At 40.0% G+C, this 23,375-nt stretch carries 27 protein-coding genes and 1 pseudogene; 6 read left to right on the top strand and 22 right to left on the bottom strand.

Annotated elements, in window-relative coordinates:
- Positions 1 to 117 precede the first annotated feature (117 nt).
- Positions 118 to 1,239 carry a tetratricopeptide repeat protein gene (locus MHI60_RS14500; RefSeq protein WP_144484682.1) on the bottom strand — a complete coding sequence of 374 codons (1,122 nt, stop codon included), beginning with the start codon at positions 1,237 to 1,239 and terminating at the stop codon, positions 118 to 120.
- Positions 1,240 to 1,460: 221 nt separating this feature from the next.
- On the opposite strand from MHI60_RS14500, the gene sigK reads away from it, so the two are divergent.
- Complete coding sequence (gene sigK / locus MHI60_RS14495; RefSeq protein WP_034738387.1) at positions 1,461 to 2,189, top strand: RNA polymerase sporulation sigma factor SigK; 729 nt, start codon at positions 1,461 to 1,463, stop codon at positions 2,187 to 2,189.
- 66 nt (positions 2,190 to 2,255) lie between these two features.
- Here the strand turns inward: sigK and MHI60_RS14490 are convergent, their stop codons facing one another.
- Positions 2,256 to 2,777: an Imm6 family immunity protein gene (locus MHI60_RS14490; protein WP_144484684.1), complete on the bottom strand. Its 522-nt coding sequence runs from the start codon at positions 2,775 to 2,777 to the stop codon at positions 2,256 to 2,258.
- A gap of 308 nt (positions 2,778 to 3,085) precedes the next feature.
- Between MHI60_RS14490 and MHI60_RS14485 the strand changes: the two genes are divergently transcribed.
- The 3 genes and pseudogenes from MHI60_RS14485 (at position 3,086) to MHI60_RS14475 (ending at position 5,236) form a co-directional block, all read left to right on the top strand.
- The gene (locus MHI60_RS14485) at positions 3,086 to 3,745 is read left to right on the top strand and encodes a hypothetical protein (protein ID WP_144484686.1); all 660 of its coding nucleotides are present in this window, start codon (positions 3,086 to 3,088) and stop codon (positions 3,743 to 3,745) included.
- Positions 3,746 to 3,766: 21 nt separating this feature from the next.
- A pseudogene (locus MHI60_RS14480) lies at positions 3,767 to 4,144 on the top strand (sigma factor-like helix-turn-helix DNA-binding protein); the annotation flags it as partial.
- A gap of 609 nt (positions 4,145 to 4,753) precedes the next feature.
- The gene (locus MHI60_RS14475; protein ID WP_144484688.1) at positions 4,754 to 5,236 is read left to right on the top strand and encodes a DinB family protein; all 483 of its coding nucleotides are present in this window, start codon (positions 4,754 to 4,756) and stop codon (positions 5,234 to 5,236) included.
- Between the two features lie 22 nt (positions 5,237 to 5,258).
- Here the strand turns inward: MHI60_RS14475 and MHI60_RS14470 are convergent, their stop codons facing one another.
- The 8 genes from MHI60_RS14470 to MHI60_RS14435 all read right to left on the bottom strand — a co-directional run bounded on the left by MHI60_RS14470 (position 5,259) and on the right by MHI60_RS14435 (position 10,060).
- Positions 5,259 to 5,555 carry a DUF3986 family protein gene (locus tag MHI60_RS14470; protein WP_269195369.1) on the bottom strand — a complete coding sequence of 99 codons (297 nt, stop codon included), beginning with the start codon at positions 5,553 to 5,555 and terminating at the stop codon, positions 5,259 to 5,261.
- 9 nt (positions 5,556 to 5,564) lie between these two features.
- Positions 5,565 to 5,981, bottom strand: a complete 417-nt coding sequence (locus tag MHI60_RS14465) for a hypothetical protein (protein ID WP_095409074.1) — start codon at positions 5,979 to 5,981, stop codon at positions 5,565 to 5,567.
- Positions 5,982 to 6,016: 35 nt separating this feature from the next.
- Entirely contained in the window at positions 6,017 to 6,442 is a 426-nt protein-coding gene (locus MHI60_RS14460; protein WP_144484690.1) for an NUDIX hydrolase, read from the bottom strand.
- A 289-nt stretch (positions 6,443 to 6,731) separates the two neighbouring features.
- Entirely contained in the window at positions 6,732 to 6,923 is a 192-nt protein-coding gene (locus tag MHI60_RS14455; protein WP_048238943.1) for a hypothetical protein, read from the bottom strand.
- 107 nt (positions 6,924 to 7,030) lie between these two features.
- On the bottom strand, positions 7,031 to 8,434 hold the full coding sequence (locus MHI60_RS14450) for a polysaccharide deacetylase family protein (RefSeq protein ID WP_144484694.1): 1,404 nt from the start codon (positions 8,432 to 8,434) through the stop codon (positions 7,031 to 7,033).
- 158 nt (positions 8,435 to 8,592) lie between these two features.
- Entirely contained in the window at positions 8,593 to 9,147 is a 555-nt protein-coding gene (locus MHI60_RS14445; protein ID WP_144484696.1) for a delta-aminolevulinic acid dehydratase, read from the bottom strand.
- Between the two features lie 17 nt (positions 9,148 to 9,164).
- Positions 9,165 to 9,731: a GNAT family N-acetyltransferase gene (locus MHI60_RS14440; RefSeq protein ID WP_263639741.1), complete on the bottom strand. Its 567-nt coding sequence runs from the start codon at positions 9,729 to 9,731 to the stop codon at positions 9,165 to 9,167.
- A 50-nt stretch (positions 9,732 to 9,781) separates the two neighbouring features.
- Positions 9,782 to 10,060, bottom strand: a complete 279-nt coding sequence (locus MHI60_RS14435) for a spore coat protein (RefSeq protein ID WP_048238948.1) — start codon at positions 10,058 to 10,060, stop codon at positions 9,782 to 9,784.
- A gap of 250 nt (positions 10,061 to 10,310) precedes the next feature.
- On the opposite strand from MHI60_RS14435, the gene MHI60_RS14430 reads away from it, so the two are divergent.
- The gene (locus MHI60_RS14430; protein ID WP_024427922.1) at positions 10,311 to 10,523 is read left to right on the top strand and encodes a hypothetical protein; all 213 of its coding nucleotides are present in this window, start codon (positions 10,311 to 10,313) and stop codon (positions 10,521 to 10,523) included.
- Positions 10,524 to 10,563: 40 nt separating this feature from the next.
- Here the strand turns inward: MHI60_RS14430 and MHI60_RS14425 are convergent, their stop codons facing one another.
- The 4 genes from MHI60_RS14425 to MHI60_RS14410 all read right to left on the bottom strand — a co-directional run bounded on the left by MHI60_RS14425 (position 10,564) and on the right by MHI60_RS14410 (position 15,748).
- Complete coding sequence (locus tag MHI60_RS14425; RefSeq protein WP_048238949.1) at positions 10,564 to 11,904, bottom strand: sugar porter family MFS transporter; 1,341 nt, start codon at positions 11,902 to 11,904, stop codon at positions 10,564 to 10,566.
- An 81-nt stretch (positions 11,905 to 11,985) separates the two neighbouring features.
- Positions 11,986 to 13,407, bottom strand: a complete 1,422-nt coding sequence (gene araA, locus MHI60_RS14420; protein ID WP_144484700.1) for an L-arabinose isomerase — start codon at positions 13,405 to 13,407, stop codon at positions 11,986 to 11,988.
- A 17-nt stretch (positions 13,408 to 13,424) separates the two neighbouring features.
- Positions 13,425 to 14,129 (bottom strand): L-ribulose-5-phosphate 4-epimerase, encoded by a 705-nt coding sequence (locus MHI60_RS14415; RefSeq protein ID WP_111291704.1) that lies wholly within the window; start codon positions 14,127 to 14,129, stop codon positions 13,425 to 13,427.
- Positions 14,123 to 15,748: an FGGY-family carbohydrate kinase gene (locus tag MHI60_RS14410; RefSeq protein WP_144484702.1), complete on the bottom strand. Its 1,626-nt coding sequence runs from the start codon at positions 15,746 to 15,748 to the stop codon at positions 14,123 to 14,125. The genes MHI60_RS14415 and MHI60_RS14410 overlap by 7 nt, the downstream gene beginning before the upstream one ends.
- 272 nt (positions 15,749 to 16,020) lie before the next feature.
- Here MHI60_RS14410 and MHI60_RS14405 point away from each other — a divergent pair, with 272 nt between their 5' ends.
- Positions 16,021 to 17,121, top strand: a complete 1,101-nt coding sequence (locus MHI60_RS14405; RefSeq protein ID WP_095409086.1) for a GntR family transcriptional regulator — start codon at positions 16,021 to 16,023, stop codon at positions 17,119 to 17,121.
- Between the two features lie 18 nt (positions 17,122 to 17,139).
- Here MHI60_RS14405 and MHI60_RS14400 read toward each other — a convergent pair whose 3' ends face one another.
- From MHI60_RS14400 to MHI60_RS14365, 8 genes are all read right to left on the bottom strand, one after another.
- Entirely contained in the window at positions 17,140 to 18,150 is a 1,011-nt protein-coding gene (locus MHI60_RS14400) for a serine hydrolase (protein WP_095409087.1), read from the bottom strand.
- Between the two features lie 6 nt (positions 18,151 to 18,156).
- Positions 18,157 to 18,621: a MarR family transcriptional regulator gene (locus MHI60_RS14395; protein ID WP_206762067.1), complete on the bottom strand. Its 465-nt coding sequence runs from the start codon at positions 18,619 to 18,621 to the stop codon at positions 18,157 to 18,159.
- 85 nt (positions 18,622 to 18,706) lie between these two features.
- Positions 18,707 to 19,432, bottom strand: coding sequence for a DsbA family oxidoreductase (locus tag MHI60_RS14390; RefSeq protein ID WP_111291708.1), 726 nt, complete (start codon positions 19,430 to 19,432; stop codon positions 18,707 to 18,709).
- Positions 19,433 to 19,572: 140 nt separating this feature from the next.
- Entirely contained in the window at positions 19,573 to 20,130 is a 558-nt protein-coding gene (gene hxlB / locus MHI60_RS14385; protein ID WP_095409089.1) for a 6-phospho-3-hexuloisomerase, read from the bottom strand.
- On the bottom strand, positions 20,127 to 20,759 hold the full coding sequence (hxlA, locus tag MHI60_RS14380; RefSeq protein WP_024423080.1) for a 3-hexulose-6-phosphate synthase: 633 nt from the start codon (positions 20,757 to 20,759) through the stop codon (positions 20,127 to 20,129). Before hxlA ends, hxlB begins: the two co-directional genes overlap by 4 nt.
- 247 nt (positions 20,760 to 21,006) lie before the next feature.
- Complete coding sequence (locus MHI60_RS14375; protein WP_012010675.1) at positions 21,007 to 21,363, bottom strand: winged helix-turn-helix transcriptional regulator; 357 nt, start codon at positions 21,361 to 21,363, stop codon at positions 21,007 to 21,009.
- A gap of 75 nt (positions 21,364 to 21,438) precedes the next feature.
- A complete protein-coding gene (locus MHI60_RS14370) occupies positions 21,439 to 22,308 on the bottom strand; it encodes an alpha/beta hydrolase (RefSeq protein WP_095409090.1) in 870 nt (289 codons plus the stop codon).
- Positions 22,309 to 22,759: 451 nt separating this feature from the next.
- Positions 22,760 to 23,368: a hypothetical protein gene (locus MHI60_RS14365; protein ID WP_061408695.1), complete on the bottom strand. Its 609-nt coding sequence runs from the start codon at positions 23,366 to 23,368 to the stop codon at positions 22,760 to 22,762.
- Between the last annotated feature and the right edge of the window lie 7 nt (positions 23,369 to 23,375).

Raw genomic sequence — 23,375 nt, 5'->3', positions numbered from 1 at the left:
ATCAATTCATACAAGCTTCATGGTGATATCTGCTTCTTTTTCAAATAAAAAAAGCCGGCCATATTGGCCCGCTCTTTGTTTCACGTTTGGTTTCTCTCTTCAACTGTCGAACGTTGCTTAGAATTCATACAGACACTCTCCTTCTTGGATTTGATTTTGAGCCCATAATAATTTCTGATAATACTGGTTGGACTTTTTGTATTGTTGAGAGGCTTCTAAGGCTGTCGCAATTTCTAGTGAGATATCCTCTATATAAGAGTATAGGCTAAGTTTTTCCAAATAATCAATGGTTTTTTGCAGTTGGTCTTCATTGATTTCCTGAACATATAAAGCATCCAGATACTCAAACATATGACAGAACAGCTGGTCTTCATGCTTCTTTGCAGCTAATTTCCCATCTTCTAATATGCGCAGAGCATCCGCCTGTTCATTCTGTCTAAAAAGCAGCTTCGCCAGCGTATAGAGCGTATGCGGAAGCGTTGGGAGCAGCTCTTTGCGGGCAAGATCAGCAGATTCCGTTAAGTATCGTTCCGCTTCCTCTCTATAGCCCAGCTCGCCATAACATTTTCCTAAATTATAGAGTGCTGAACTGTATATGCGCGGGTGATCAATTTCAGATGCGAGCTGTTTTGCCTTTTTCAAATGAGGCAGTGCCCGGTCTTTTCGTTTTAAATCTTGATAGTTTCCCGAAATGACAAAGAGACATTGAATGATGCGAATCGTATACGCATCATGCTGATCGTATATTTCCAGCGCCTTTAAAATATGGTGCATGGAGACATGTGTTTGTTTCATTATATAGTAGGCTTCTGCCACTTTAAAATGAAACTCTGCCTGCTCAATATCATCGAATACCATGGACAGCTGCTTTTCTGCCACTCGATAATATTTGACGGCTTCTAAATATTCTTTTTGACTAAATTCATGCATGCCACGAAAAAATGCATGGTAATAATGCAGCATATCAGATAACTCATGATTGGAGTTTTCGATTTTATCGACTAGATTAGATACTGAGAAAGGTTTATATTTTGAAGGGTGTATATAGTCAAGCATGATTTGGTGCCGAAAACACATGAGCTGATAATAAATCAGTAAATGCTGGTCCTCTTCCATCTGTTCAATTTCCGCTTCAACTTCCGCTTTCAAGATTTCCGCATCTGGAACACTGAACTGCCGTATCATTCGATACCATTCATTAATTTTCATACCTACATGTGAAGATAGAACCTTCCCCATGTTCCGAAAAAACCCCTTCCTTTTCGGTCTAATATTACATATTTTAGCACGCTTCTTGACCGCCAAGCACCGCAAAGAAACCGCAAACATATGAGAGGGGCTGTAAAAAGAGACGAACATTTTTCGAAAAACATGATTTTTTCATCGTACAGACACAGACAATCCCTCCTTCACATACATTTGAGGATATAGGCAGCGGCCTAAACATGGTGGAGGTGAAAATCGTGGCAGGAGTATTTACAGCGATGGGATTGATGGTCAAAGAATTGGTGTTTTTAGTGTCCTATGTCAAAAACAATGCCTTTCCACAGCCCCTTTCGGGAGATGATGAAAAAAAATACTTAGCCCTCATGGCACAGGGCGATGAACATGCAAGAAACATGCTGATTGAACATAACCTTCGGCTCGTCGCCCATATCGTAAAGAAATTTGAAAATACCGGGGAAGACGCTGAAGACCTCATCTCCATCGGGACGATCGGACTCATTAAAGCCATCGAAAGCTATTCCTCTGGAAAAGGAACAAAGCTTGCAACGTATGCAGCGCGGTGTATTGAAAACGAAATTCTCATGCACTTACGCGCGCTCAAAAAAACAAAAAAAGACGTCTCCTTACATGACCCAATCGGTCAGGATAAAGAAGGCAACGAAATTTCATTAATTGATGTCTTAAAATCTGAAAATGAAGATGTAATTGATACCATTCAGCTCAACATGGAGCTTGAAAAAGTAAAGGAGTATATCGACATCCTCGACGGCCGAGAAAAAGAAGTGATCGTCGGCAGGTTCGGACTTGATTTAAAGAAAGAAAAAACGCAGCGGGAAATTGCCAAAGAGCTCGGGATATCGCGGAGCTATGTGTCACGGATTGAGAAGCGTGCGCTGATGAAAATGTTTCATGAGTTTTACCGGGCGGAGAAGGAAAAACGGAAACGGGAGAAGGGGAAGTAAAAATGAATTTCCTAACTTCTAACAAAAACAGACCTCATGAGGTCTGTTTTTTATTTTGGCACTAAGCTACTGTCTCTTGACTGCGATGTCCTCTTTGCTAATTAAATATAGTTTGTTATTATCTTGATCTTTGCTAGGATAATGATCAACTAAATATTTTCTCAAGATATTTAATTCAGCCATATCAATCATTTTTGACTCAATTGCATTTTCCCACATTACAATTAATGTTTCATCGTCTATTACCTCTAGCACTTGAGGAACAAATTTTTTATTTTCTCGTCTATACGCTTGATACGCTGTGTAAGAAACTGCATCTAGTACTGAATACCAGCCATATTGTTTTTGTTCATCTTTTTCTTTATTAGCGTACTCAGCTACATCCATATAATCTTCACTATCTATATAATTACATAAATCATCTGCCCTTAACTCTTTGCCAGAAAGCCATTTCCAACAATCATCTAAAGCTTTTTCTCCTATGTGGTAACCATCATCTTCTTTATCTATGAATGTATAGATTTTTTCAGCTATTGCTAAGCCTAGGGCAACTTTAGCTTCTTCACTAAGGTCATTTATAAAATCCATTCTATAGCCTCTTTCCTATTTTTTCATTTTAACTACATTTTTCTGTAACACCATTTTTAACATCAGCAGCCGACATTATAACGGAACTAAAATCATTGATAATCCTTCTTATAATAATTTCACAAATGAAATAGCAGCACTTTTTAATGTTACATATAAATTCACTATCGAACGATTCGTGACTTTAAACCCATGCTATAAGTCATGAATTATTTTGTCTAATTTTGTCGAAAATCACCATTTTAATATTTTCTATATTATAATGTTTCCTGTATTACTAAAATGTGTATTTAGAAGGGTGCAGACTAATGAAAAAAGCTAAACTAATTTTATTCTTATGCTTTATGGCAGTTCTAACTGCTTGTGGTAACACTAACAGCTCAACTGAGCCGGCAAAAAAAGAAGAAACCAATAAAGAGAGCTCAAAAGAATCAGCACAAAAAGAGAATAAACCAACATCAGGACTTCTAACCGAAATTGGCCAATGGAATAAAGATAAAAATGGTTCAACACTGACTTTGAAAAAGATAAACAACAAACAAAAAGAAATAGATTTAAGTCCTATTAAGATGAAAATACACGATGTTAAAGTATTTGAATACAGTAATTTAGGTGAAGAAGATAAAGAGCTTCTTTCTGATAGTCAATATGAAAAAGATAAATATCATAGAATACAAATTACTTATACGACTGAAAACACTTCCGATAAAGATGTTTTGTTTTCTGGTGTTGATGCTATTACCACTAATACAAAAAAACAAATCGAAGTCAATAAGTCTAATTTGACTACGGATACAGGTGTTGGTTCTTTTTATGGTAAAGTCGAAAATGAAGGTATGGTTGTAGTTCCTTTACTTGTGGATGATGTTTCGGATTTGAGTTCAATCACTCTTCACTTAAGTGAAGTTTTTCTAAATGACAGACCTGAATTATTGCATGATGTGGCAAAAGTGAAATTCGATTTTTAAATTCTGCACTCCCCTCTTGACATTGATAATGAAATTCTCATGCACTTACGCGCGCTCAAAAAAACAAAAAAAGACGTCTCCTTGCATGACCCAATAGGTCAGGATAAAGAAGGCAACGAAATTTCATTAATTGATGTCTTAAAATCTGAAAATGAAGATGTGATCGATACCATTCAACTCAACATGGAGCTTGAAAAAGTAAAGGAGTATATCGACATCCTCGACGGCCGAGAAAAAGAAGTGATCGTCGGCCGGTTCGGACTTGATTTAAAGAAAGAAAAAACGCAGCGGGAAATTGCCAAAGAGCCCGGGATATCACGGAGCTATGTGTCACGGATTGAGAAGCGGGCGCTGATGAAGATGTTTCATGAGTTTTACCGAGCGGAGAAGGGGAAGTGAAAATGAACTTCCCCTAACTTCTAACAAAAACAGACCTCACTAGGTCTGTTTTTTTCGGCACTAAGCTGCTGTCTCGCTGCATTTCTTTTCATAATAGCTGCCGCCTTAGCCCTCAAGAACAATGGCAAGATTTTGGTCATGGTCATGAAGTAAGACATGAAGGAAATCAATTCATCATGCCCCACTATTTAGAGAGCTGCAGGAAATGATGGCAAAGCGATTTGCATATCAGTATTGTATTCTGCATTTATGCTTAAAAAATGTAAATACGAAAAATAAAATATAATGCTTCGTGTATTCTTGCTAATCAATTTTAAATGTTGTTATTTGATACCTGTCAGAAAGCTTAGTATAATCAATACAAGAACAAACATTCGGGATATTAGAAGCAAGACGTTTAGTAATTGTAGATAAACTACCGCTTCCCCCAAAAGAACAACTTGCTGCAAACGTAACAGTTTCAAAGGGCCATGTTATGAAAACAAGGTTGATATTATGATTGGTTCTAAACTGACACCAGACCATGTACATTGTGTCGTTTAATTCAACAAGAATATCTTTCAGAGATAGCAGTAATTAAACAAACAATTTAACTTTGGAGTGATCATAATGAATAAGTTTTTTGAGTACAACTGGCAGGTTAGAGATGAATGGATTAACTGGTGTAATCAGCTAACAACAGAAGAGTTGTTACAAGACCGCATAGGTGGAGTAGGGAGTATTTTATACACTCTTTTTCACATTATCGATGTTGAATATAGTTGGATTCGAGGTATTCAGGGTAAAAAAGACGTGGTATTAAATTTTGATGATTACAAGACTCTGGCGAAAGTAAAAACACTCTCAATGACTTTACGACATGAAATAGTTGAATTTTTAAAATCTCATTTAGATGAAAAACAAGATCGAATAGTAACAGTTCCTTGGGATGAAGATGAATACACTAAAGATGAAATATTACATCATATAATTGCCCACGAAATTCACCATATCGGTCAACTTTCTGTTTGGGCAAGAGAAAAAGAATTAACACCTGTATCTGCTAATTTTATCGGTAGAAAGTTAAAATCAGTACATCCTTATGAAAAGTAAGGTCAGTTAAATATCCATTCATTTATCCCACTATGTTGTTTTCTTTTAAAAAATGCTCAAATAATTGCTGACCTTTCTCTTCGATTTGAGCATCTTCAATTGAATATTCCCCAATGAATAAGCCTAAATGATCGTATTCCTCATAACTCTTTAAGAGATTCAACTCGTAACTTTTCTGATCAAAAAACAATAACCATCTTCCTGTTTCTAAACTCTTAAAAAACACGCCTTCATAATCAAAACCTTGTTCATAATATCCTACATGTAAATGCATACTCTCATCTAAACTATGTATTCTTTCATTTGTACACACTTTCACCTTACTCCCCTAACTTTTCACATCATGCTGAAAATCAATATTCCTCAACTCGACCCATTCAACAAGATCAGATACCTTTTTTGTCGTCAAAAAATGTTGAACGATTTCATACGCCTGATTACGATCAACATAGCTGCATGATGGCACATACAATGGTGATCCTGCTATGAAATGCTCGATCGTTTCAATCTTTTCTACCTTTTGAAAAGGGACTAAAAAATCTGGATATCTGATGATAAAGAATCCATACGGTTCAGTATAAAAGAAAACTAGACTTTCAGATTCCCAATCCTCCTCTATCTCAATGGAAGATTCCCCGTTACCTTGTTTCCAATACTCTTCACCCTCCTGAAAGAAGATTCTTTTCATGAATTCTTGTCCGGGATTTTCTATCGGAGCTCCTGTAGGCCCGTAGTATAAAACCATTAATATCGCTCCTCCATGTCTCTATCAATTTGCATTTAACCAATTGTTCTATTTCCCTCAAAATCATAAAAAGCTTGTGTTTGTTGGTTTAATTTTAGCATGTGATATAACTTTGGATTTAGCTTTTGAAAGGTTTGAGTGCTGACCCATTTTACTTTTTCAATATCATGATCAGGATCTAGAATGTTCATCTCTCCCCCGATCATTTCCGCAAAGAACGTAATGATAAGCGCATGATGCTTTTTATCTTGAAAGAACGCTTCTCGAACCGAATGAAGTTCCTTTACTTTGATCACATACCCTGTCTCTTCTTTCACTTCGCGGATGACAGCCTGCTGCAGGTGTTCACCTTTTTCCACAGCACCGCCCGGAAGTTCCCAATATCCCTTTACATTCTTGACTGTTAATAGATTTTCTTCCTCGTCATAAATAATAGCTGAAACCACGTCTACTCGTTTCAAATGAATCCCCCTCAACATTCTCCATTCACATCAATTGCCGGATATATGACACGAACTGTTCATTTTAGACATTCTTATTATACTGTATCCTTGATATATGATAATGGAGGTCATAGCATGTGGATGATCATCATTTTACTAATTGTCCTCATAAGATTTACAGGAAATATCGTTTCTCTTTTGAGACAACTCAAAGCGTCAAACGAGAAAATCATCCAGCAGTTAAAACATCAAAAACCGAAAAAAACACCTCGCGCAACTAGCAGGAGGTTTTTCAATAGGAGAAATCTTATCGTTTTTCATCAAACAACATATATCTAATTCGCCGAATATAATGGAGTGCAATATGACCGAGACATAAAATGAGCCCAATCATCGCAAGAATATAGATGGGCAGCATCAAACCAGGTACATAGTTTATGACAAATGCCAAACTAAACGCTGTCAGCATATATATGCTGATCAACCTCATCAACACCATTCGAAGCCCTCCCTTTCTACAATCACTTTAACATATTTTCCCTCCATCTTCATAATTGGCTATAAAAAAGATGCGAATTCTTTAAGACTCGCATCTTTTTTACGTATTCAATTCACCTTTTTCGCCCGTGCTTCCTTCCACTGCTCAAGCTCCGATACTGTTAGTAATTGATATCCTTGTTTGGTCAATTCCTTGATGATCGTGACAGCCGCGTTTGCAGAGGTGTCATAGATGTCGTGCATTAAGACGGTTTCTCCGCTAGACGCATGTGTAAGAATATAGTTGGCGACGTATTGGCTGTTTCGATATTTCCAGTCTTCAGGATCAACGTCCCAGAGCGTAACTTTCATGTTGACAGCCGAGTTGATCTGCCCGTTTGTTCCACCATATGGCGGTCTAAAGTGAGTCGGTGTGAACCCACCTGCTTTTTCAATGATTTGCTGTGTATCTTCTACTTGTTTGATGGCTTGTTTTAACGGCAGTCTTGTGAGTAAAGGGTGGTTATAAGTATGATTTCCGATTTCATTTCCACCTTTTCTAATCTCACCTAGCATATCGGGATAATATTGAACCCTGCTTCCTAATACAAAAAATGTCGCATGTCCTTTGTTTTCTTTTAAAGCTGTTAAGATTTTTGAGGTCGTTGATGGATTTGGTCCATCATCAAATGTAAGGGCAATGGCTTTTTGTTTTGGGTTAAACACTCTCTGTTTTGGCAGTTTTACGATCTTTCTTTTTGCGATCGGTTCTTTTTTCTCGTTTTTGTTCTTTTCTTTATTGATGTATTCTGGCTTTAACATTCCTTTAAGCAGTGTTTTCTTAATCGCCAGCACTTGAGGGCCTTTATTGTCTGGTGCAATTTGCCCTGCTGGAAAGTAGAATTCAATAAAACGATCTTTGATGGCAAAATACTGATAATGCTCTGCCTTAGGAGACGTTCCTTGTTTGAGCAAATGCTCGTTTTCAGCAAGAGAGCGATCTTTTTTCAACTCCTCAAATGTCATTTGAGACAGTTTTTGCAGACTTTCTTTTTTTGATAAAAATAGATCATCTATCGATAAAAACTGCTGTTTCTTGAAATCAAAATTGAAAATCTTCGTTTCATGTGCGCCTTTTACTCCGCCTTTCAATTCATATGTATTGAATTTGATCGCAGCGGTTTGTTTCGCATAATGAGTAATCTCATAATCTATGTTTAATTCGTATCGATGATCTTCATCGACATCGCTTGCTTCACTAAACGATGTTTTGAATTTGTCCAGCGCTGTTTCTGCAAATCTTTTCATCTCTTGATCTAGCTTTTTTTGATGAAACACAGGATAGTTCACAGCATATCTCAAGTATCTCCCGTCATTCACGAGGGTCACAATTTCAACTTCTTTATAGCTCGCATCTGGTTCTACCTTCTTCTTCTCTGTCCCGCTTGCCTGCTGATTATGATAAAAAGCAGCGATTCCGATAATCATCGCAAGTCCGCATAGGACGAGACTGACTTTCCATTTAATTGACACAATGATTCTCCTCTCGTGATGCCGTCATGCCTGAATGACGTGTGTTTGTAGGATAGACTTTGCATGCCCCCTTTTTAGTTTGCAAATCACACAATCGTCACATTTTCGACACATTTTAGAGAGGAATAAAAAAAGGACTTGATTTCTCAGTCCTTTGATTACTTTTGCATATATAGTTGAAATAATTTCGTTTCTTCATCAATGGAACGCGCTCGATCAAATGCTGCTCTGACCGTCTTTGTATTGTTCATGAGCTCGTACAGCATGGTCAGCACAAAGATAAATGCTGCATTTCCATCGATGTAATCGTCCGGTGCCGTATAAGATGTAGCTCCTGCATTTAAGAAAGCATCTGCTAGATTTTTCTCTCCTAGTGTGCAGCCTGTAGAGATGACATGAACTCCTTCTAAAAAGGCATACTGCTTGACTTCATCCGCTCCAAAAGCAGTATCTCTAGGCTCCTCATCTTCGTATACATCTTCCCCTAATTCAGGCATGATAAATGCTCCTTCTTCACCGTGAAACGATAAAAGAAGGTAATCTATTTCTCCTCTATTTCTACCAGATAACACATGAATCAGGTCATTTGGTCTTCCAATCCAATGCATATCGACTTTCGCGCCGAAGTTTTCAAGTGCTGCACGCAGTGCAAAAGATTCCAGCTCACTATTAGGTCCTGCTGCTAATGTGATGCGCATGGCTTGTTGATCCACCTTCTATCTCCTCCAGACTATGATAAAAATAAAACCATTTTTTCCTCATCTGCATATGTATCAGTCCATTTTAGCGCTTTTTCTTCGACAGCGTATGACTCAAATCCAACAGAGCGATAGAGGCGTTTGGCTGAGTGGTTAGTTGTCACCACCGATAAATACATTTGCTCGATATCCTGCCGTTCTCGCGCAAAGGAAAGAACTTTTGTCATCAAGGCCTGGCCTGTTCCTTTTCCGCGTGCACGAGGTGTTACATACATCGCTGTCAGATTCGCTCGATGCTTTAACTTCTGCAAGGATTCTTGGATGAGCGTGACTGCCCCCACAAGCTGTTCTTGATGAAAGGCGCCAAATGTCCACATAGAATTCGCCGAAGCAAAACGCGCTTTATATTTATCCCCTATATTGATTGGCTCTTCCTCATAGCTCATCGCAAAGCCCTCTGGATTTAATCGCAGTGCTTCTAGTCTGAGTGCTGCATATGCTTCAGCATCATCTGGTGTTAACAATCGAATATTCAGAAAATCGCCTCCAAAAGAATGATGGATAATTCTAATTTTATCTTGAAAAGAACTTTGGATCAAAATTTTATTCCTGAAAATAAAAAGGCATCCCATAAAAGGATGCCCCTTCATTACCACTTACAGCGCTTCACCGGACGGCAGCAAGGGTTTTTGATATCACTGCCGCAATCGTATTCTTCTACAATATACTCGTTGTGAGTCGATTCAGTAACAGGATAGTAGTTTTCTATTCTTTTAATGTTTTTATTGACGTTTGTGATATGCGTTGGATGAATTTTTCTGATCGTTTGTTCATTCGTTCTTGTTTTGACAATTTGACGCGTGGGGAAAACAACCGTTTCTTCTCTGCGAGGTCCAAAGAAGAAATCATCTAATCGATTTCGGCTCATCTCAACACCCCTTCAAGTTGTCTTTCACTTACACTCTATCGTATGTCAGATGCATCTTTCGTGATTAGATGCTTGTCTATTTTTAAAAAAATCCACTATCGACCTCGTTTTCTCTTTCTTTACAAAAGGTCAATTTTAACATATTATACAAATGATATATTAAGAAGAAAGAACATCCATGAAAACAAAACATAAGCTCTTTTTATTCACTGCATTTTTTCTACTCATCATCAAATAAGAGGTGAACGATATGATCAACACGACACAGCCATTCGAACGAAACAAGCTAGACATTGCACTTGAACTAACTCAATTGCATCTGAATCAATATCAAACAAATCATCCTGATCAGCTGAGTGAAATTTACGCGAAATATTACGCACTGCTTGAAGTGCTGGATTTGTCTTCCTATGATCAATTGATTGATTTACTGCCAAATGAGCTCAAACAGACGCTTGAGTAAAAAAACCATCTACCCAATGGGATAGATGGTTTTCTTTGATTTATACACGTGCAGCCATATCGGTTTCGATTTGCTCTAAGCTTCTTCCCTTTGTCTCGACTAGCACAAATCGGGTGAATAACAGCCCGATTAAGCAGATGACTCCAAATGAGGAGAAAATGACCCCGAAGCTGAATTTGTCTGCCAGGATAGGGAACACGAGTCCAACGGCTAACGATCCCGTCCAGTTAAAGGCAGATGAAATACCTGCGCCGATACCTCTGACAGATAGCGGGAAAATTTCGCCGATGATGATCCACGTGATCGGTGCCCACGAGAAGGCGTAGCACAAAATAAAGCAGCAAAGTGAAATCAATGTCACCCAGTTTAAAATTCCTTCACTAACGCCAAGTGCACCTAATGCGGCGGGAGCAAAGAAAGAAAGGGCCATGCCCGATCCCCCTACGGTGAGAATCGTTCGGCGGTCGAAGCGGTCAACAAATTGTAAAAAGATCACGGTCGTGACGACAAAAATGACCCCGACGATGACTGTAAAACCTGCGGCGACCTGCGGCGCAAGACCAACATTCCGAGCGATACTTGTTGCATAATAGACAATGGAGTTTGCGCCTTGAATTTGCTGAAGGGTCGCCATCCCAACTCCGATGAAAAGTGCCATTCTGAATTTCTTTTGAAACAATTCACGAATACCCGAACGTTCTTCTTTGGCCACTTCTAAAATCTCCTGCATTTCTGATTCGATTTCTTCACGGGAAGAACGCAGTGATCCTAATACTTCCCGTGCTTTATGAGCCATGCCGTGTTTAATCAAATATCTCGGAGATTCAGGAAGCTTCAGCATGCCAATATAAAGCACGATCGCAAATAAAGCGGCACTTCCCAGCATCCAGCGCCAGCTGTCCGGAATGGGTTCAAACACAAATGCGACAATATAACTGAGCAATAGACCAGTTACAATCATGAGCTGATTGAGTCCAGATAATTTCCCACGGATTTTAGCAGGAGCGATTTCAGACATATAAGCCGGAACCAATGATGAGGCTGTTCCTACTGCTGTCCCTAAGAAGATACGTGCAATGGTTAATGAAATCTCTTCTGGTGCGATAGCAGATCCGATCGCTCCGACAAAAAAGATCACGGATGAGACCAAAATGAGCTTTCTACGACCAAATTTATCCCCTAACAGACCGCTTAAAATGGAGCCGATAATCGCCCCACCCATTAATGAAGAGACAACGATTCCAAGCCATAATGGGCTGAGCTGGAATTCTTCCTGAATATGTCCTTCTGCCCCTGCAATAATACCAATATCATATCCGAACAAGATGCCCGCAAAGGACCCGAAAAAGAAGATAAATTTACTTGACACTTTTTTCTCCAAGTGGATGACCCCCTCACTTAATAAACCGCTTTCATTTCACCCAGTGCTTCCACTGTAACCAGCAGAAGACCTTTCCCCCTTCTATAAAACCACAAATTCTGCATCGACAAGCTTTGCAAAATGAACAATTTGATCAACCGTTAAATTGAGAGACACGACTGTATGATGGCCCCCGCCTTCTTTAATCCATGCTTTGACGCCATCCTGAAAATTCGGTTTGATTTTCCACAATACACGCGCAACTGGTAAATGAGGTGCTGCTTCCTCTGGCTCAAAGGCTTCAACTTCTTGTATAAGCCATTTGAAATGTGTTCCAAAATCAGCAATGGAAACAACGACACCCTCGCCTGCTTTGCCATCAAACACAAGACGAGCTGGATCTTCCCGGTTTCCGATTCCAAGTGGAGACACGACAATGACAGGTTTTGTATGGGCGAGCGCTGGATCTACTTCTAGCATATGAGATTGCAGCACTGCTTCCTGCCCAGACGTCATTTCATACGTGTAGTCCTCCATAAAACCAGTGGATTGATGATGGCTCATCACTTTTAATAAGCGGTCCAGTGCGGCCGTTTTCCAATCACCTTCCCCGGCAAAACCGTATCCCTTTGCCATCAGCCGCTGTACCGCAAGTCCAGGCAGCTGCTTCATCCCATGTAAATCTTCAAAGTTTGTTGTAAAGGCATTATAGCCGCCTTCATCTAAGAAACGTTTGATGGCGATCTCATATCGCGCCTGCACCTTGACACTTTTTTCCCACTCTTCAACTGAATACGTTCCATAATTCACATCATATTGCGTTAAATACTCAGCAAATAATGCATCTACCTCTTCTTGCTCTACTGCATTTACATATTCGACGAGATCGCCTATTCCAAAGTAATCAACGGTCCATCCTAATTGAATCTGCGCTTCGATTTTATCGCCTTCTGTCACGGCTACATGCCGCATGTTGTCGCCAAATCGGGCTACTTTGATGTGAAAGCTCTCATGATAGGCAGCCGCAACATCCATCCAATCAGCAATTTGCTGCTGCACTTCAGGCTTTGACCAATGACCGGTCACAATCTGGTTTTGTTTATTTAAACGTGCATTGATATAGCCATATTCTCTGTCTCCATGTGCGGATTGATGGAGATTCATATAGTCCATGTCGATCGTGTCCCACGGAATCTTTTCATAATATTGTGTGACAAGGTGCAAAAGAGGCTTTTGCAAAAGGCTGGTGCCGCGTATCCACATTTTTGCTGGAGAAAATGTATGCATCCACGTCATCACGCCAACAACTTCATCGCGATAATTGACCTCTTTCATAAGCTTTGTAATTTGATCGGCACTGACAGCCAGGTCCTGCAAGATCACTGGATAAGGAAGTAAACCACTCTCATTTAAAGCATCCGTCATCTTTTGTGCATCTGCTTTTACTTTTTGCAGTGCTTCATCACCATATAAATGCTGTGACCCAACGATAAACCAAAATTCTTTTTTCTGACTTGTTAACATAGATATCCCTCTTTTCTTTATCTTGAAGGTTTTTGTCCGTAATACGCATGCTTTCCATGTTTTCTTAAGTAATGTTTATCTAAAATTCGCTGCGGCAATGGCTCCGCAAATTCGTTCAATTGCTTGGCAAAAAGGTTCATTTTGGCGACTTCATCTAAAATTACACTGTTTGTGACCGCGCTTTTTGCATCTTTCCCCCACGTAAATGGACCATGCCCTTGAAGCAATACACCCGGCACCGCCATCACATCTAGGTTTCTTTTCTCAAATGTTTCGATGATCAGATTGCCCGTTTCTACCTCATAACCGCGATTGACTTCTTCTTCTGTTAGAAAACGAGCGCACGGAACGGCGCCGTAAAATGTATCGGCATGTGTTGTGCCCATTGCTGGTAAATCAAGTCCTGCCTGCGCCCAAACGGTAGCCCACATGGAATGGCTATGTGAAATACCGCCAATTTCCTCAAAGTGTTTATAAAGAACTGCATGTGTAGCTGTATCTGACGAAGGACTGAATTCCCCTTCCACCACTTCACCATCAAAGTTCACCACGACCATATCTTTTGCTGATAGTTGGTCATACGCTATGCCGCTCGGCTTAATCACAAACAAACCACTGTCACGATCACACGCACTGACATTGCCCCATGTAAATTTCACAAGTCCGTATTTTGGCAAATCTAAATTTGCTTGATACACTTCTTCTTTTAAGCGATCTAGCATACCGTCGTCACTCCTTTCTTTGGCATGAGATGCGATACCGCCGCTTCTTCAATTGCAAGCCCCTTTTGATAGCGCTTTAAAAATTCATCAAAGCCTTTGACATCGAGTGGATCAGGTTCCATGAGCTCTTCTGATGTATGGGCAAATACGCGATGGGTGAGAAATTCAGCCAATGTTTGCTGCTGATGATGGACCATATATGAAGCAAGGACAGCCATCCCAAACGCACCGCCTTCTCCGGCTGTGGAAACGACTGATACAGGTGTATTCAGCGCTGCGGCAACCATTTTTTGTCCAACGAGCGGTGTTTTAAATAATCCTCCATGTCCTAGTAAGCGGTCAATTACTACATGTTCCTGTTCCTTTAACCGGTCCATGCCTATTTTCATTGCACCAAAAGCGGAGAACAAATGGGTTCGCATGAAATTAGCGAGGTTAAAGCGGCTTTCAGGAGACCTGACAAAAAGAGGTCTTCCTTCTGACAGTCTCGTAATATTTTCACCAGAGTAATAGCCATAGCTTAAGAGTCCGCCGCCATCTCGATCTGCTTCTAAAGCTTGCTGCAATAACGATTCGTATAACCTTTCTGACTCCACTTGCATGCCTAGTGCTTCAAATGCCTCTCTGAATATATTCATCCAAGCGTTTAGGTCACTTGTACAGTTATTCGCATGAACCATTGCAACTGGCAGTCCATCCGGCGTCGTAACCATATCCACTTCTGGATACACACCTTTTAGATCCTGATCCAGCACAATCATGGTAAAAACCGACGTCCCAACAGAAATATTCCCCGTCCGTCTTTCTACACTGTTTGTCGCCACCATTCCCGTTCCAGCGTCACCTTCCGGCGGGCAAAATGGAATGCCTGGCTGCAAATGTTTTCCTTGATCCAAAATGGCTGCCCCTGCTGCCGTTAATACGCCAGCTTCTTCGCCTGCTAAATAGACACGCGGCAGGAGGTGGCGAAGCTTCCACGGATAGCCTTTTTCTGCAATCAATGCTTCAAATTGCTGGAGCATTTCTTCATTGTAGTCCTTCGTTTGTTCATCAATTGGAAACATCCCTGACGCATCGCCAATACCAATGGCCTGCTTTCCGGTTAACAACCAGTGAATATATCCTGACAAAGTGGTCATATATTCTAATCGGGATAGATGTTTTTCATCTTCTAATACCGCTTGATACAAATGGGCAATACTCCATCTTTCTGGAATATGAAATTGAAATACGTCAGTCAGCTTTTGACTCGCCTCGATGGTCGTTGCATTCCGCCATGTTCGGAACGGAACGAGAACCTCTCCTGTATGATCACATGCTACATAGCCATGCATCATCGCTGATACCCCGATTGAACTAATGGTTTGAATGGTCACACCATACTTTTGCTCGGCCTGCTCTTTCATCTCTCGATACGCCACTTGCAGACCTGTAATGATATCAATTAAATTGTACGTCCATATTCCATCCTCGAGAAAACTTTCCCATTCATATGCACCTTGTGCAATTGGCTGAAATTCCTCATCTATTAAAATTGCTTTAATTCGTGTTGAACCAAATTCAATGCCTAAAGATGTCCGTCCTTCTTTCAAGGCTTTGGCCGTCTCTTTGTGATTCACTCTGCGTTCACCCCCATTTTGATAGCGGTTTCAATTTTCATTTTCTAGATTCATTGATTCTCTGGTACAATCACAATATAATATTTGTACGTACATATGTCAATAATAAATATAGTTGTACATACACAATGTGACAAAAACCTGCATTTTTTCTGAAGGGGTCATGATAGAAAAGGAAAGCGCCTGTTTTTGATCCGACAACCGTGTTAAAATATGTCCATACAATTTCTTCTCAATCCGAGTAGATGATCAACTGAGAAAGAAGTGAAACAATGAAAAAGAAGTACCAGATCATTATTGATGATATAAAAAGCAAAATACTCACAGGGGATTACCGGATCGGGGAGCGTATTCCAACCGAATCAAGCCTGCAAGACATGTATCAAGTGAGCAGACATACAGTTCGAAAAGCCATCTTAGAATTGTCCAGCGAAGGATTTTTGCGCAGCGAAAAAGGTTCAGGCACATTTGTGACCAATCAATATCAAACAAAGCCTGCGGGACATGCACATATGAAAACGATTGGGGTCATTACAACATACATATCCGATTACATTTTCCCTTCTATCATTCGAGGCATTGAAAGCCGATTAAACGAAGAGAACTATTCCTTGTTACTGGCAAGCACGAATAACGATGTTGAGCAGGAGAAAAAAGCGCTGGAAATGATGCTGTCGTTTGGGGTGGACGGACTTATTGTCGAACCGACGAAAAGCAATTTATATAACCCAAACATCTCGTACTATTTATCCTTTAAAGAACAGGATGTACCGCTCATTATGATCAATGCCTATTATGAGCAGTTAGAGGTTCCTTTTCTCTGTTTGGATGATGTAAAATCCAGCTATTTAGCCACAAAAGAGCTGATCACCTCGGGCCATCAGCAAATTGGGCTTATTTCAAAAACAGATGATTTACAGGGAAAATATCGGATGAAGGGCTATATTCAAGCGCTAGGTGAAGCTAAGCTTAATTTCCTGCCTGAGCATGTGCTCTTTTTCGATACAGAATCGAAGCAGCATTTGGGGGAGCAAATTAGCACATTCCTGATGGCGCACAGACATGAGCTGACTGCCCTTGTTTGCTATAACGATGAGGTGGGATTAGAAGTCGCAAATGTATGCAGCGAAATCGGGCTGTCCATTCCAGATGATCTTTCGATTATTGGACAGGATAATTCGTATATTGCCCAGAAAAATGCCCATGTAAAGCTGACAACACTTACCCATCCTCAGGAGCAAATGGGCCGGGATGCAGCTGACTGGATGATTAAAAAAGTTCAAGGAAAAAAGAATCTCCCTGATCAAACGTTTTACGAGCCGGAATTGGTTCCAGGTGAAACGATTAAACAAATGAATGCAAGAAAAAAATGAGCCCTTCCCGCAGGAGGCTCATTTTATTTTAGATTCCAGCATATCCATCAGATCATACGCGATACGATCGGGAGAGTCTTGCGTGATTCGATTACGGTAGTTGGATAAAACAACCACGCCTGCTTTTGAATGCGGGCGGAAGCCCATGAAGCTTGAGAATCCCGACGTCGCCCCATTATGGCAAATGAGTCCTGTGTCATCGATGACCCAGCCGAGTCCCATTGACATGTTCCTGCCCATATCCCGTCTTGGTTCATGCGTGATTTTCCAAAAAGAATCCGCATCTGCGTGTAGATGAGCCGAGAGAAATGACAATAAATCTGTGATGGTCGAGCGAATAGCGCCAGCTCCTTGATAGTCAAGCATATGAAGCGGCGGAACCTCTTTCCCATTTTCCCGATGCCCTAAGATCATCTTTGCTTCTACATTATCCTTGATCGTAATAAAGGTACTTGATAGATGAAGCTCCTCCACGATATATTCCATCAATAGCTGTTCATATGTTTTGTGACGAGACCAGCCCATGATTAAACCAAGCAGCCCCATACCCACATTGGAATAACGAGATGGAAAGCTTTTTGGCTGATTCCACTTTTTCGAGTTTAACAGTTTCATTAATTCATCGAGTGAATATTGACAGAACATATCTCTTCTCACTTTAGGAAGGAAGCATAGCTGCAAATCTCTAAGAAGACGATGCGGAGGAAGACCAGACGTATGGGTTGCCAGCTGCTCTATTTGAATGGGGTGATTCTTTCGAATGTGAGGACAATACAGAGAAATCGAATCATCGAGTTTCATCTGCCCTTTTTGCATCATGCTTGCCAATATACTTGTCGTAAAGACTTTTGAAATCGAGCCAATCTCAAAAATGACATCCTCTGGCTGCACGCGCTTTTTTATAGGGTGATCCCCGAAATGAAAGACATGCGTTTCCCCTTGATGAATCAGTCCGATGACAAGCAGTGCGTCCTTCTTTTTCTCTGTATAAGAGGAAGCGATTCTCTGTACTTCTTGTTTGAGCGTCATTCATTCTCATCCTTTCTCTTCGTTTTGATGTGGGATCAATTGATCAAGCTTTTCATAAATCGATGTCAATGTGTTGATCTCATCAAAGGTTAATGCTGAATAATATTTTTCAATAATCGCAAGCTCTACCTTTCGCATATTCTCAAGGTACGTTTTTGCTTTCTCAGAAAGTTCAACATGCAATTCCCTCCGGTTATTCGGGTTAATGCTGCGGCGAATCCATTCTTTTTTTTCAAGCGTGTTTAACAATTGACTCACTGCACTTTGAGTGATCCCTAATTGCTGGGCAATTTGAATAGGGGAACTTCCCCCTTTCTGCTCAATAAAATTCAGTACAATATGCTGCTTATCGGTTAACTCATCTACAAATAATTCTTCAAACTCTAATCGGAGCTTTTGATGGATGCGCGCTTCGATATTGTTTAACTCTTGGATCATAGCTGTTTTGGATATCACTTTTATCACCTTCATAATTAAGATACCTTAAGTATAAAGTAACCTTTATATTAAAACAAGAAAAAATCCCCATCTTTTAGAAAGATAGGGAACTTGCCTATTACGCTTCTTCTTTAGGGGTAGGTACTGCGCATACGCCATCTGCACATGCTGCTTCAAATGAGTTGGCAGCCGCTTTTTCAGCCTGTGCTGCTTCCTCTGTCCAAGCCGTTTCAAGTGCACGCAGGAACGTATCGGCTGGCTGTGCACCTGCAACTGAATACTTGTCATTGATCAAGAAAAACGGAACAGCATTGATACCAAGCTGTCTCGCTTCTTGTTCGTCTTTTCGGACATGATCGGCAAATGCTTCGCCGCCCAAAACTTGCTGCACTTCCTTCACATCAAGACCTGCTTTTTCTGCAATGTCTAAAAGGGTTTGACGGTCCCCAACATGCTTTCCATCTGTAAAATATGCTTGAAACAGCTCTCCCATAACGAAATCGCCTTTCCCCATTTGACCAGCATATTGCGCCAATCGATGAGCATCAAAGGTGTTTGTCAACACGAGCGGATCAAATTGAAAATCGATTCCTTTCTCTTTGCCGGCCTGCTTCACCTGCTCATTCATCGCCATTGCCTGGCTGCGGCTCATGCCATATTTTTTGACAAGCATATCATGGACATCATAATCGACCTGAGTAGGTGCATGTGGATCAAGCTCGAAACTTTTAAACTCGATTTCTACCTGTTCCTTCTCTGGGAATTGTTCAAGTGCTGTTTCCAACTGTTTTTTTCCTATATAACAAAAAGGACAGGCAATATCTGACCAGATTTGTACTTTCATCTTCATCTTCCTTCCGTGTTTACGCTTTTTCTTCAACGATGTAACAATTATAGTTACATCAAATAGAAGATGTCAAGATTCTGATCTTGATTGAAATGAAAAAGCCTCTCCTTTTAAGAAAGGAAAGGCTTTGAAAATGACTATTCTAAATTTGCATGGTGACCGTACATTGTATGTGTATCGAGCTCTTTCATTTCCATTAACCGCAAGATGACCGCATCGTATGTCAGAAGAAGCGACTGCTCAAATAGTGAGCCCATTGGCTGAATGGTATGATGGTTTCCATCCTGTTGATCCTTCGGGGCACCTGACAGTAAGATGATCTCATCTGCTAGATCAGCTATAGGTGACTCAGTTGAAAGCGTGAAAGCTGCCACTTTTCCACCAATTGCTTTTGCCTTTTTTGCAAGAACAAGCAAAGACTCTGTACGGCCAGATCCGCTCCCCACAATCAAAAGATCCTCTTCTGTAAAGGAAGGCGTATTCGTTTCACCAATGACATAAGCCTTGACGCCAATATGCGTAAGTCTCATCGCAAACGATTTTCCCATCAAGCCAGACCTGCCTGCACCTGCCACAAAGACTTTTTGCGCGGATAAAATACTTGTAACCAGGTGCTCTGCTTGTTCGTCTTGAATGGCTGACGAATGCTCAGAAAGCTCATTTAAAATGACTTTCACATAGTCGCTGGTCTTCATGATTGTGCGATCAGCTGTTTCATTTGTGCAGCCACTTCTGCTTTATTGTCCTGGCTTGCGATACCGCCGCCGACAATGATTAAATCAGGGTTTAATTTCACGACTTCAGGTAACGTATCAAGCTTAATTCCGCCTGCAATCGCTGTTTTCGCCTGCTTGACAACTTGTTTAATCGTCATAAGATCAGCAAATGAGTTTTGACCGACCGCTTGCAGGTCATAGCCTGTATGCACACAAATATAATCGACTCCAAGCGCATCCAGCTCTTTTGCACGGCCTGCGATATCTTTGATGCCAATCATATCAACTAAAATTTGTTTCCCTCTTGCTTTCGCTTCTTTCACCGCTCCTTGAATGGACATATCTTCTGCCGCTGCAAGAATGGTGACGATATCTGCTCCAGCTTCGGATGCCTGCTGCACTTCATAGCCGGCAGCATCCATAATTTTCAGATCAGCGAGTACACGTAAATTCGGAAAAGCCTGCTTGACTTCTTTTACAGCACGAAGCCCTTCGTTAATCACAACAGGTGTCCCAATTTCGACCACATCAATGGATGCTTCTACTTCTTTAATTAGCTCAATCGCTTCTGGTATATTCACTAAATCTAATGCTAATTGTAATTTCATCAACTTTCACTCCCGTTTTTCATCTCATCTTCAAGAGCTCCGCGGATGATGCATCTTGAACGATGAAATGAGTATAACAACAGGAATGACGCAATGTAAGTACGCACTTTTTTTTTACATACTATACTTTTCCGCATATGGTTACAAAAAAGATACTGTCTTTTGGGCAGTATCTCAACGTGATTGAAAAGAAGAAAAGGGCTAAAATAAAGTAATTTTAGCCCTTTGTCTACAATCGGTAATATGACTATTTATCGTCCTTTAAGAAATTGCTGTCGAGATATTGTTTTCCCCAATCATACATCGCCTCTAAAATCGGCATTAAGCTTTCTCCTAATTCTGTGAGAGAATACTCAACCTTTGGCGGAACGACAGGATAAACCTCCCGGTGCACAATGTGATCTTCCTCTAATTCTCTTAGCTGATTGACAAGCATTCTTTGCGTAATCCCAGGCATTAACGACTTTAACTCACCAAAACGTTTTGTCCCTTCTCTGCCAAGGTGCCATAAAATCAGCATTTTCCACTTACCGCCGATAATATTCAGCGTCAGCTCTTTTTCGCAATTGAACACTTTATTTTCCATTCGTGATGACAACGACATACACTCCTTTAATAACAAACCACTTAGATTTCATCATAACTGCAACAAAATGGATTGTCGAACATATGGTCTTCGTTATTGATTTTGTTTTTTAACAAAAGCCATCACAGCCTCTGTCATTTTTTGTGCTTCTTTTGGCGCTCTGTCTGATCCAAACCATTTGTTCAGATCACTATGGCTTAACGTATGAACCCGAAAAACAAACCGAGAGCCTTTATCATGATTTAGTTTTTCTGCAAATCGGTACACCTCAGGATTATCCCAGCCTGTAACCAAATAGACAGGCGGTACATTCTTTTCATTCATATAAGTGACAGGTGATGCCTTTGTCCAATTCTCCTTTTGTTTGCCAAAGACTTTTTTATACGATGGGATGGCTTGTATAAATTGATTGAGGTTTAACGGCCCGTCTAGAACAACAATGGAATTGATCGTTTTTGGCGACAGCCCCACACGTTTTAAGTAGGTCGAATCTGTGGCAACCAGCGCCGTCAAATGACCGCCTGCTGAGTGACCCATGACATTGATTTTTGATGAATCGATTTGATATTCATCCGCATGATCCTTCACCCATTTAATGGCGTTTGCCGTATCATCTGCCATCTGCTCGTAGTTGGCATCAGGGTGAAGCCTGTAATTCATTGAAACAAACACATACCCTTTACCTGTAAAATAATCAGCCTTTGAAGCGACTCTATTCTTATCGCCGCCTGTCCAGCCGCCGCCATGGAGATAGATCATCACTGGATGCTTCTTCTTTTTGTCTTCATCTTTGCCCTTCGGCATGTACATATCGAGTGTTTGCTGTTTATTTTGTGTGTCTGCATAATGGATATTGGTTGTCGGCTTAGGCTGGTTGAAACGGAACACAAAGAATGCGCATACCAATAATCCAGCGATGACAACCGCAAATAAGAGCCATTTCATGATTCGATTCAATGTCATTGCACCTTTCTGTGTTGGGATGGGGGAGCACGATTAGCAGATATGTAGATAAACTAGCACGATTCATTCGATACTAGATTCATATAGGAAGTGTAAAGCAATACAATTGATCAAGTCGTAATATTCATTATACCCCTTAAAGTGGTGAAATTCATTGATTTGATTTAGTTGGTTGACACTGAAATCAGGAATTTGATACTGGATTTTATATTTAATAACCTTTTACCACCCATTATAAGACTCACCACTTTCTTAAATCGTACTTTATGCTGAGAAACTTTTTTTATCTTAAGTATTAACTCTTTTCAGAACAAGTTAAATGTGAAATCGTAGCCAGAGTGAATTATTTATAAAATAAGAAATCCTCTTCTCATTAATAAAGAAGAGGATTTATGTTAGAAACAAGGGAAGAAAGGTCTAAATGAAACTAACAACTTAATTAACATTTTAATTAATCATTATTGGAGTAATTCTGAATTAGTTCATTTTTAAAATTAGAAGGAAGCTTTTGGTTTGGAAATACAACTGAAATCCAATCTAATACGACCTCATCCAAAGTTCTCCATGTTTTAAAAATTTGATTATTCTTGAGCTCTATTTCACTCGTTCCTAATACTCCTATTTCATAACCCCTTTCCCCATAAATCATCCATTTCGCAGATGGGGAAACCCATATCACTCGTGAAGCAATATTCATAATACTATCATTAACATTATTTTTTGGGAAATCCGTTAAAATATCAAGATAATTATTTGATGAGATGTTTAAGGGTAATTTCACCCAATAATAATAACCAAAATCACGATAAAAATTATCTATACTTTTCTGGTTATCTAATACAGCCATTAATATATATTCATCTTTATGATATATAGCTAGGTTTTTTAACATCTCCCAACTGTCATCCGATAATAACCAATGAAATTCTTCGAACAGAAAGTACTGTGGTAATGTTTTAAAAATTTGATCAGGAAATGTTTTGGAATCATTATAGATTCCATTAATAAAAGACTGATAATGCTTAAATTCCTTTGGATCTGTAATAAACAAATTTTCCACTATATCC

Origin of the sequence: Bacillus sp. FSL K6-3200, assembly GCF_038630485.1 — a bacterium.
Classification (GTDB): Bacteria; Bacillota; Bacilli; order Bacillales; family Bacillaceae; genus Bacillus; species Bacillus safensis.
Note: the sequence above shows the minus strand (reverse complement) of the source record. Positions and strands in the feature narration are given on the sequence as shown.

What these genes read in the sequence shown, in the direction of transcription:
- MHI60_RS14475 (WP_144484688.1), top strand. Translation starts at nt 4,754, where the DNA reads ATGAATAAGTTTTTTGAGTACAACTGGCAGGTTAGAGATGAATGGATT.
- hxlB (WP_095409089.1), bottom strand. Translation starts at nt 20,130, where the DNA reads ATGAAGACCAGCGACTATGTGAAAGTCATTTTAAATGAGCTTTCTGAG.
- MHI60_RS14375 (WP_012010675.1), bottom strand. Translation starts at nt 21,363, where the DNA reads ATGTCGTTGTCATCACGAATGGAAAATAAAGTGTTCAATTGCGAAAAA.
- MHI60_RS14400 (WP_095409087.1), bottom strand. Translation starts at nt 18,150, where the DNA reads ATGACGCTCAAACAAGAAGTACAGAGAATCGCTTCCTCTTATACAGAG.
- MHI60_RS14405 (WP_095409086.1), top strand. Translation starts at nt 16,021, where the DNA reads ATGAAAAAGAAGTACCAGATCATTATTGATGATATAAAAAGCAAAATA.
- MHI60_RS14415 (WP_111291704.1), bottom strand. Translation starts at nt 14,129, where the DNA reads ATGCTAGATCGCTTAAAAGAAGAAGTGTATCAAGCAAATTTAGATTTG.
- MHI60_RS14500 (WP_144484682.1), bottom strand. Translation starts at nt 1,239, where the DNA reads ATGGGGAAGGTTCTATCTTCACATGTAGGTATGAAAATTAATGAATGG.
- MHI60_RS14390 (WP_111291708.1), bottom strand. Translation starts at nt 19,432, where the DNA reads ATGAAAGTACAAATCTGGTCAGATATTGCCTGTCCTTTTTGTTATATA.
- MHI60_RS14485 (WP_144484686.1), top strand. Translation starts at nt 3,086, where the DNA reads ATGAAAAAAGCTAAACTAATTTTATTCTTATGCTTTATGGCAGTTCTA.
- MHI60_RS14430 (WP_024427922.1), top strand. Translation starts at nt 10,311, where the DNA reads ATGATCAACACGACACAGCCATTCGAACGAAACAAGCTAGACATTGCA.
- MHI60_RS14395 (WP_206762067.1), bottom strand. Translation starts at nt 18,621, where the DNA reads ATGAAGGTGATAAAAGTGATATCCAAAACAGCTATGATCCAAGAGTTA.
- MHI60_RS14455 (WP_048238943.1), bottom strand. Translation starts at nt 6,923, where the DNA reads ATGGTGTTGATGAGGTTGATCAGCATATATATGCTGACAGCGTTTAGT.
- araA (WP_144484700.1), bottom strand. Translation starts at nt 13,407, where the DNA reads ATGTTAACAAGTCAGAAAAAAGAATTTTGGTTTATCGTTGGGTCACAG.
- MHI60_RS14435 (WP_048238948.1), bottom strand. Translation starts at nt 10,060, where the DNA reads ATGAGCCGAAATCGATTAGATGATTTCTTCTTTGGACCTCGCAGAGAA.
- MHI60_RS14490 (WP_144484684.1), bottom strand. Translation starts at nt 2,777, where the DNA reads ATGGATTTTATAAATGACCTTAGTGAAGAAGCTAAAGTTGCCCTAGGC.
- MHI60_RS14465 (WP_095409074.1), bottom strand. Translation starts at nt 5,981, where the DNA reads ATGGTTTTATACTACGGGCCTACAGGAGCTCCGATAGAAAATCCCGGA.
- hxlA (WP_024423080.1), bottom strand. Translation starts at nt 20,759, where the DNA reads ATGAAATTACAATTAGCATTAGATTTAGTGAATATACCAGAAGCGATT.
- MHI60_RS14370 (WP_095409090.1), bottom strand. Translation starts at nt 22,308, where the DNA reads ATGACATTGAATCGAATCATGAAATGGCTCTTATTTGCGGTTGTCATC.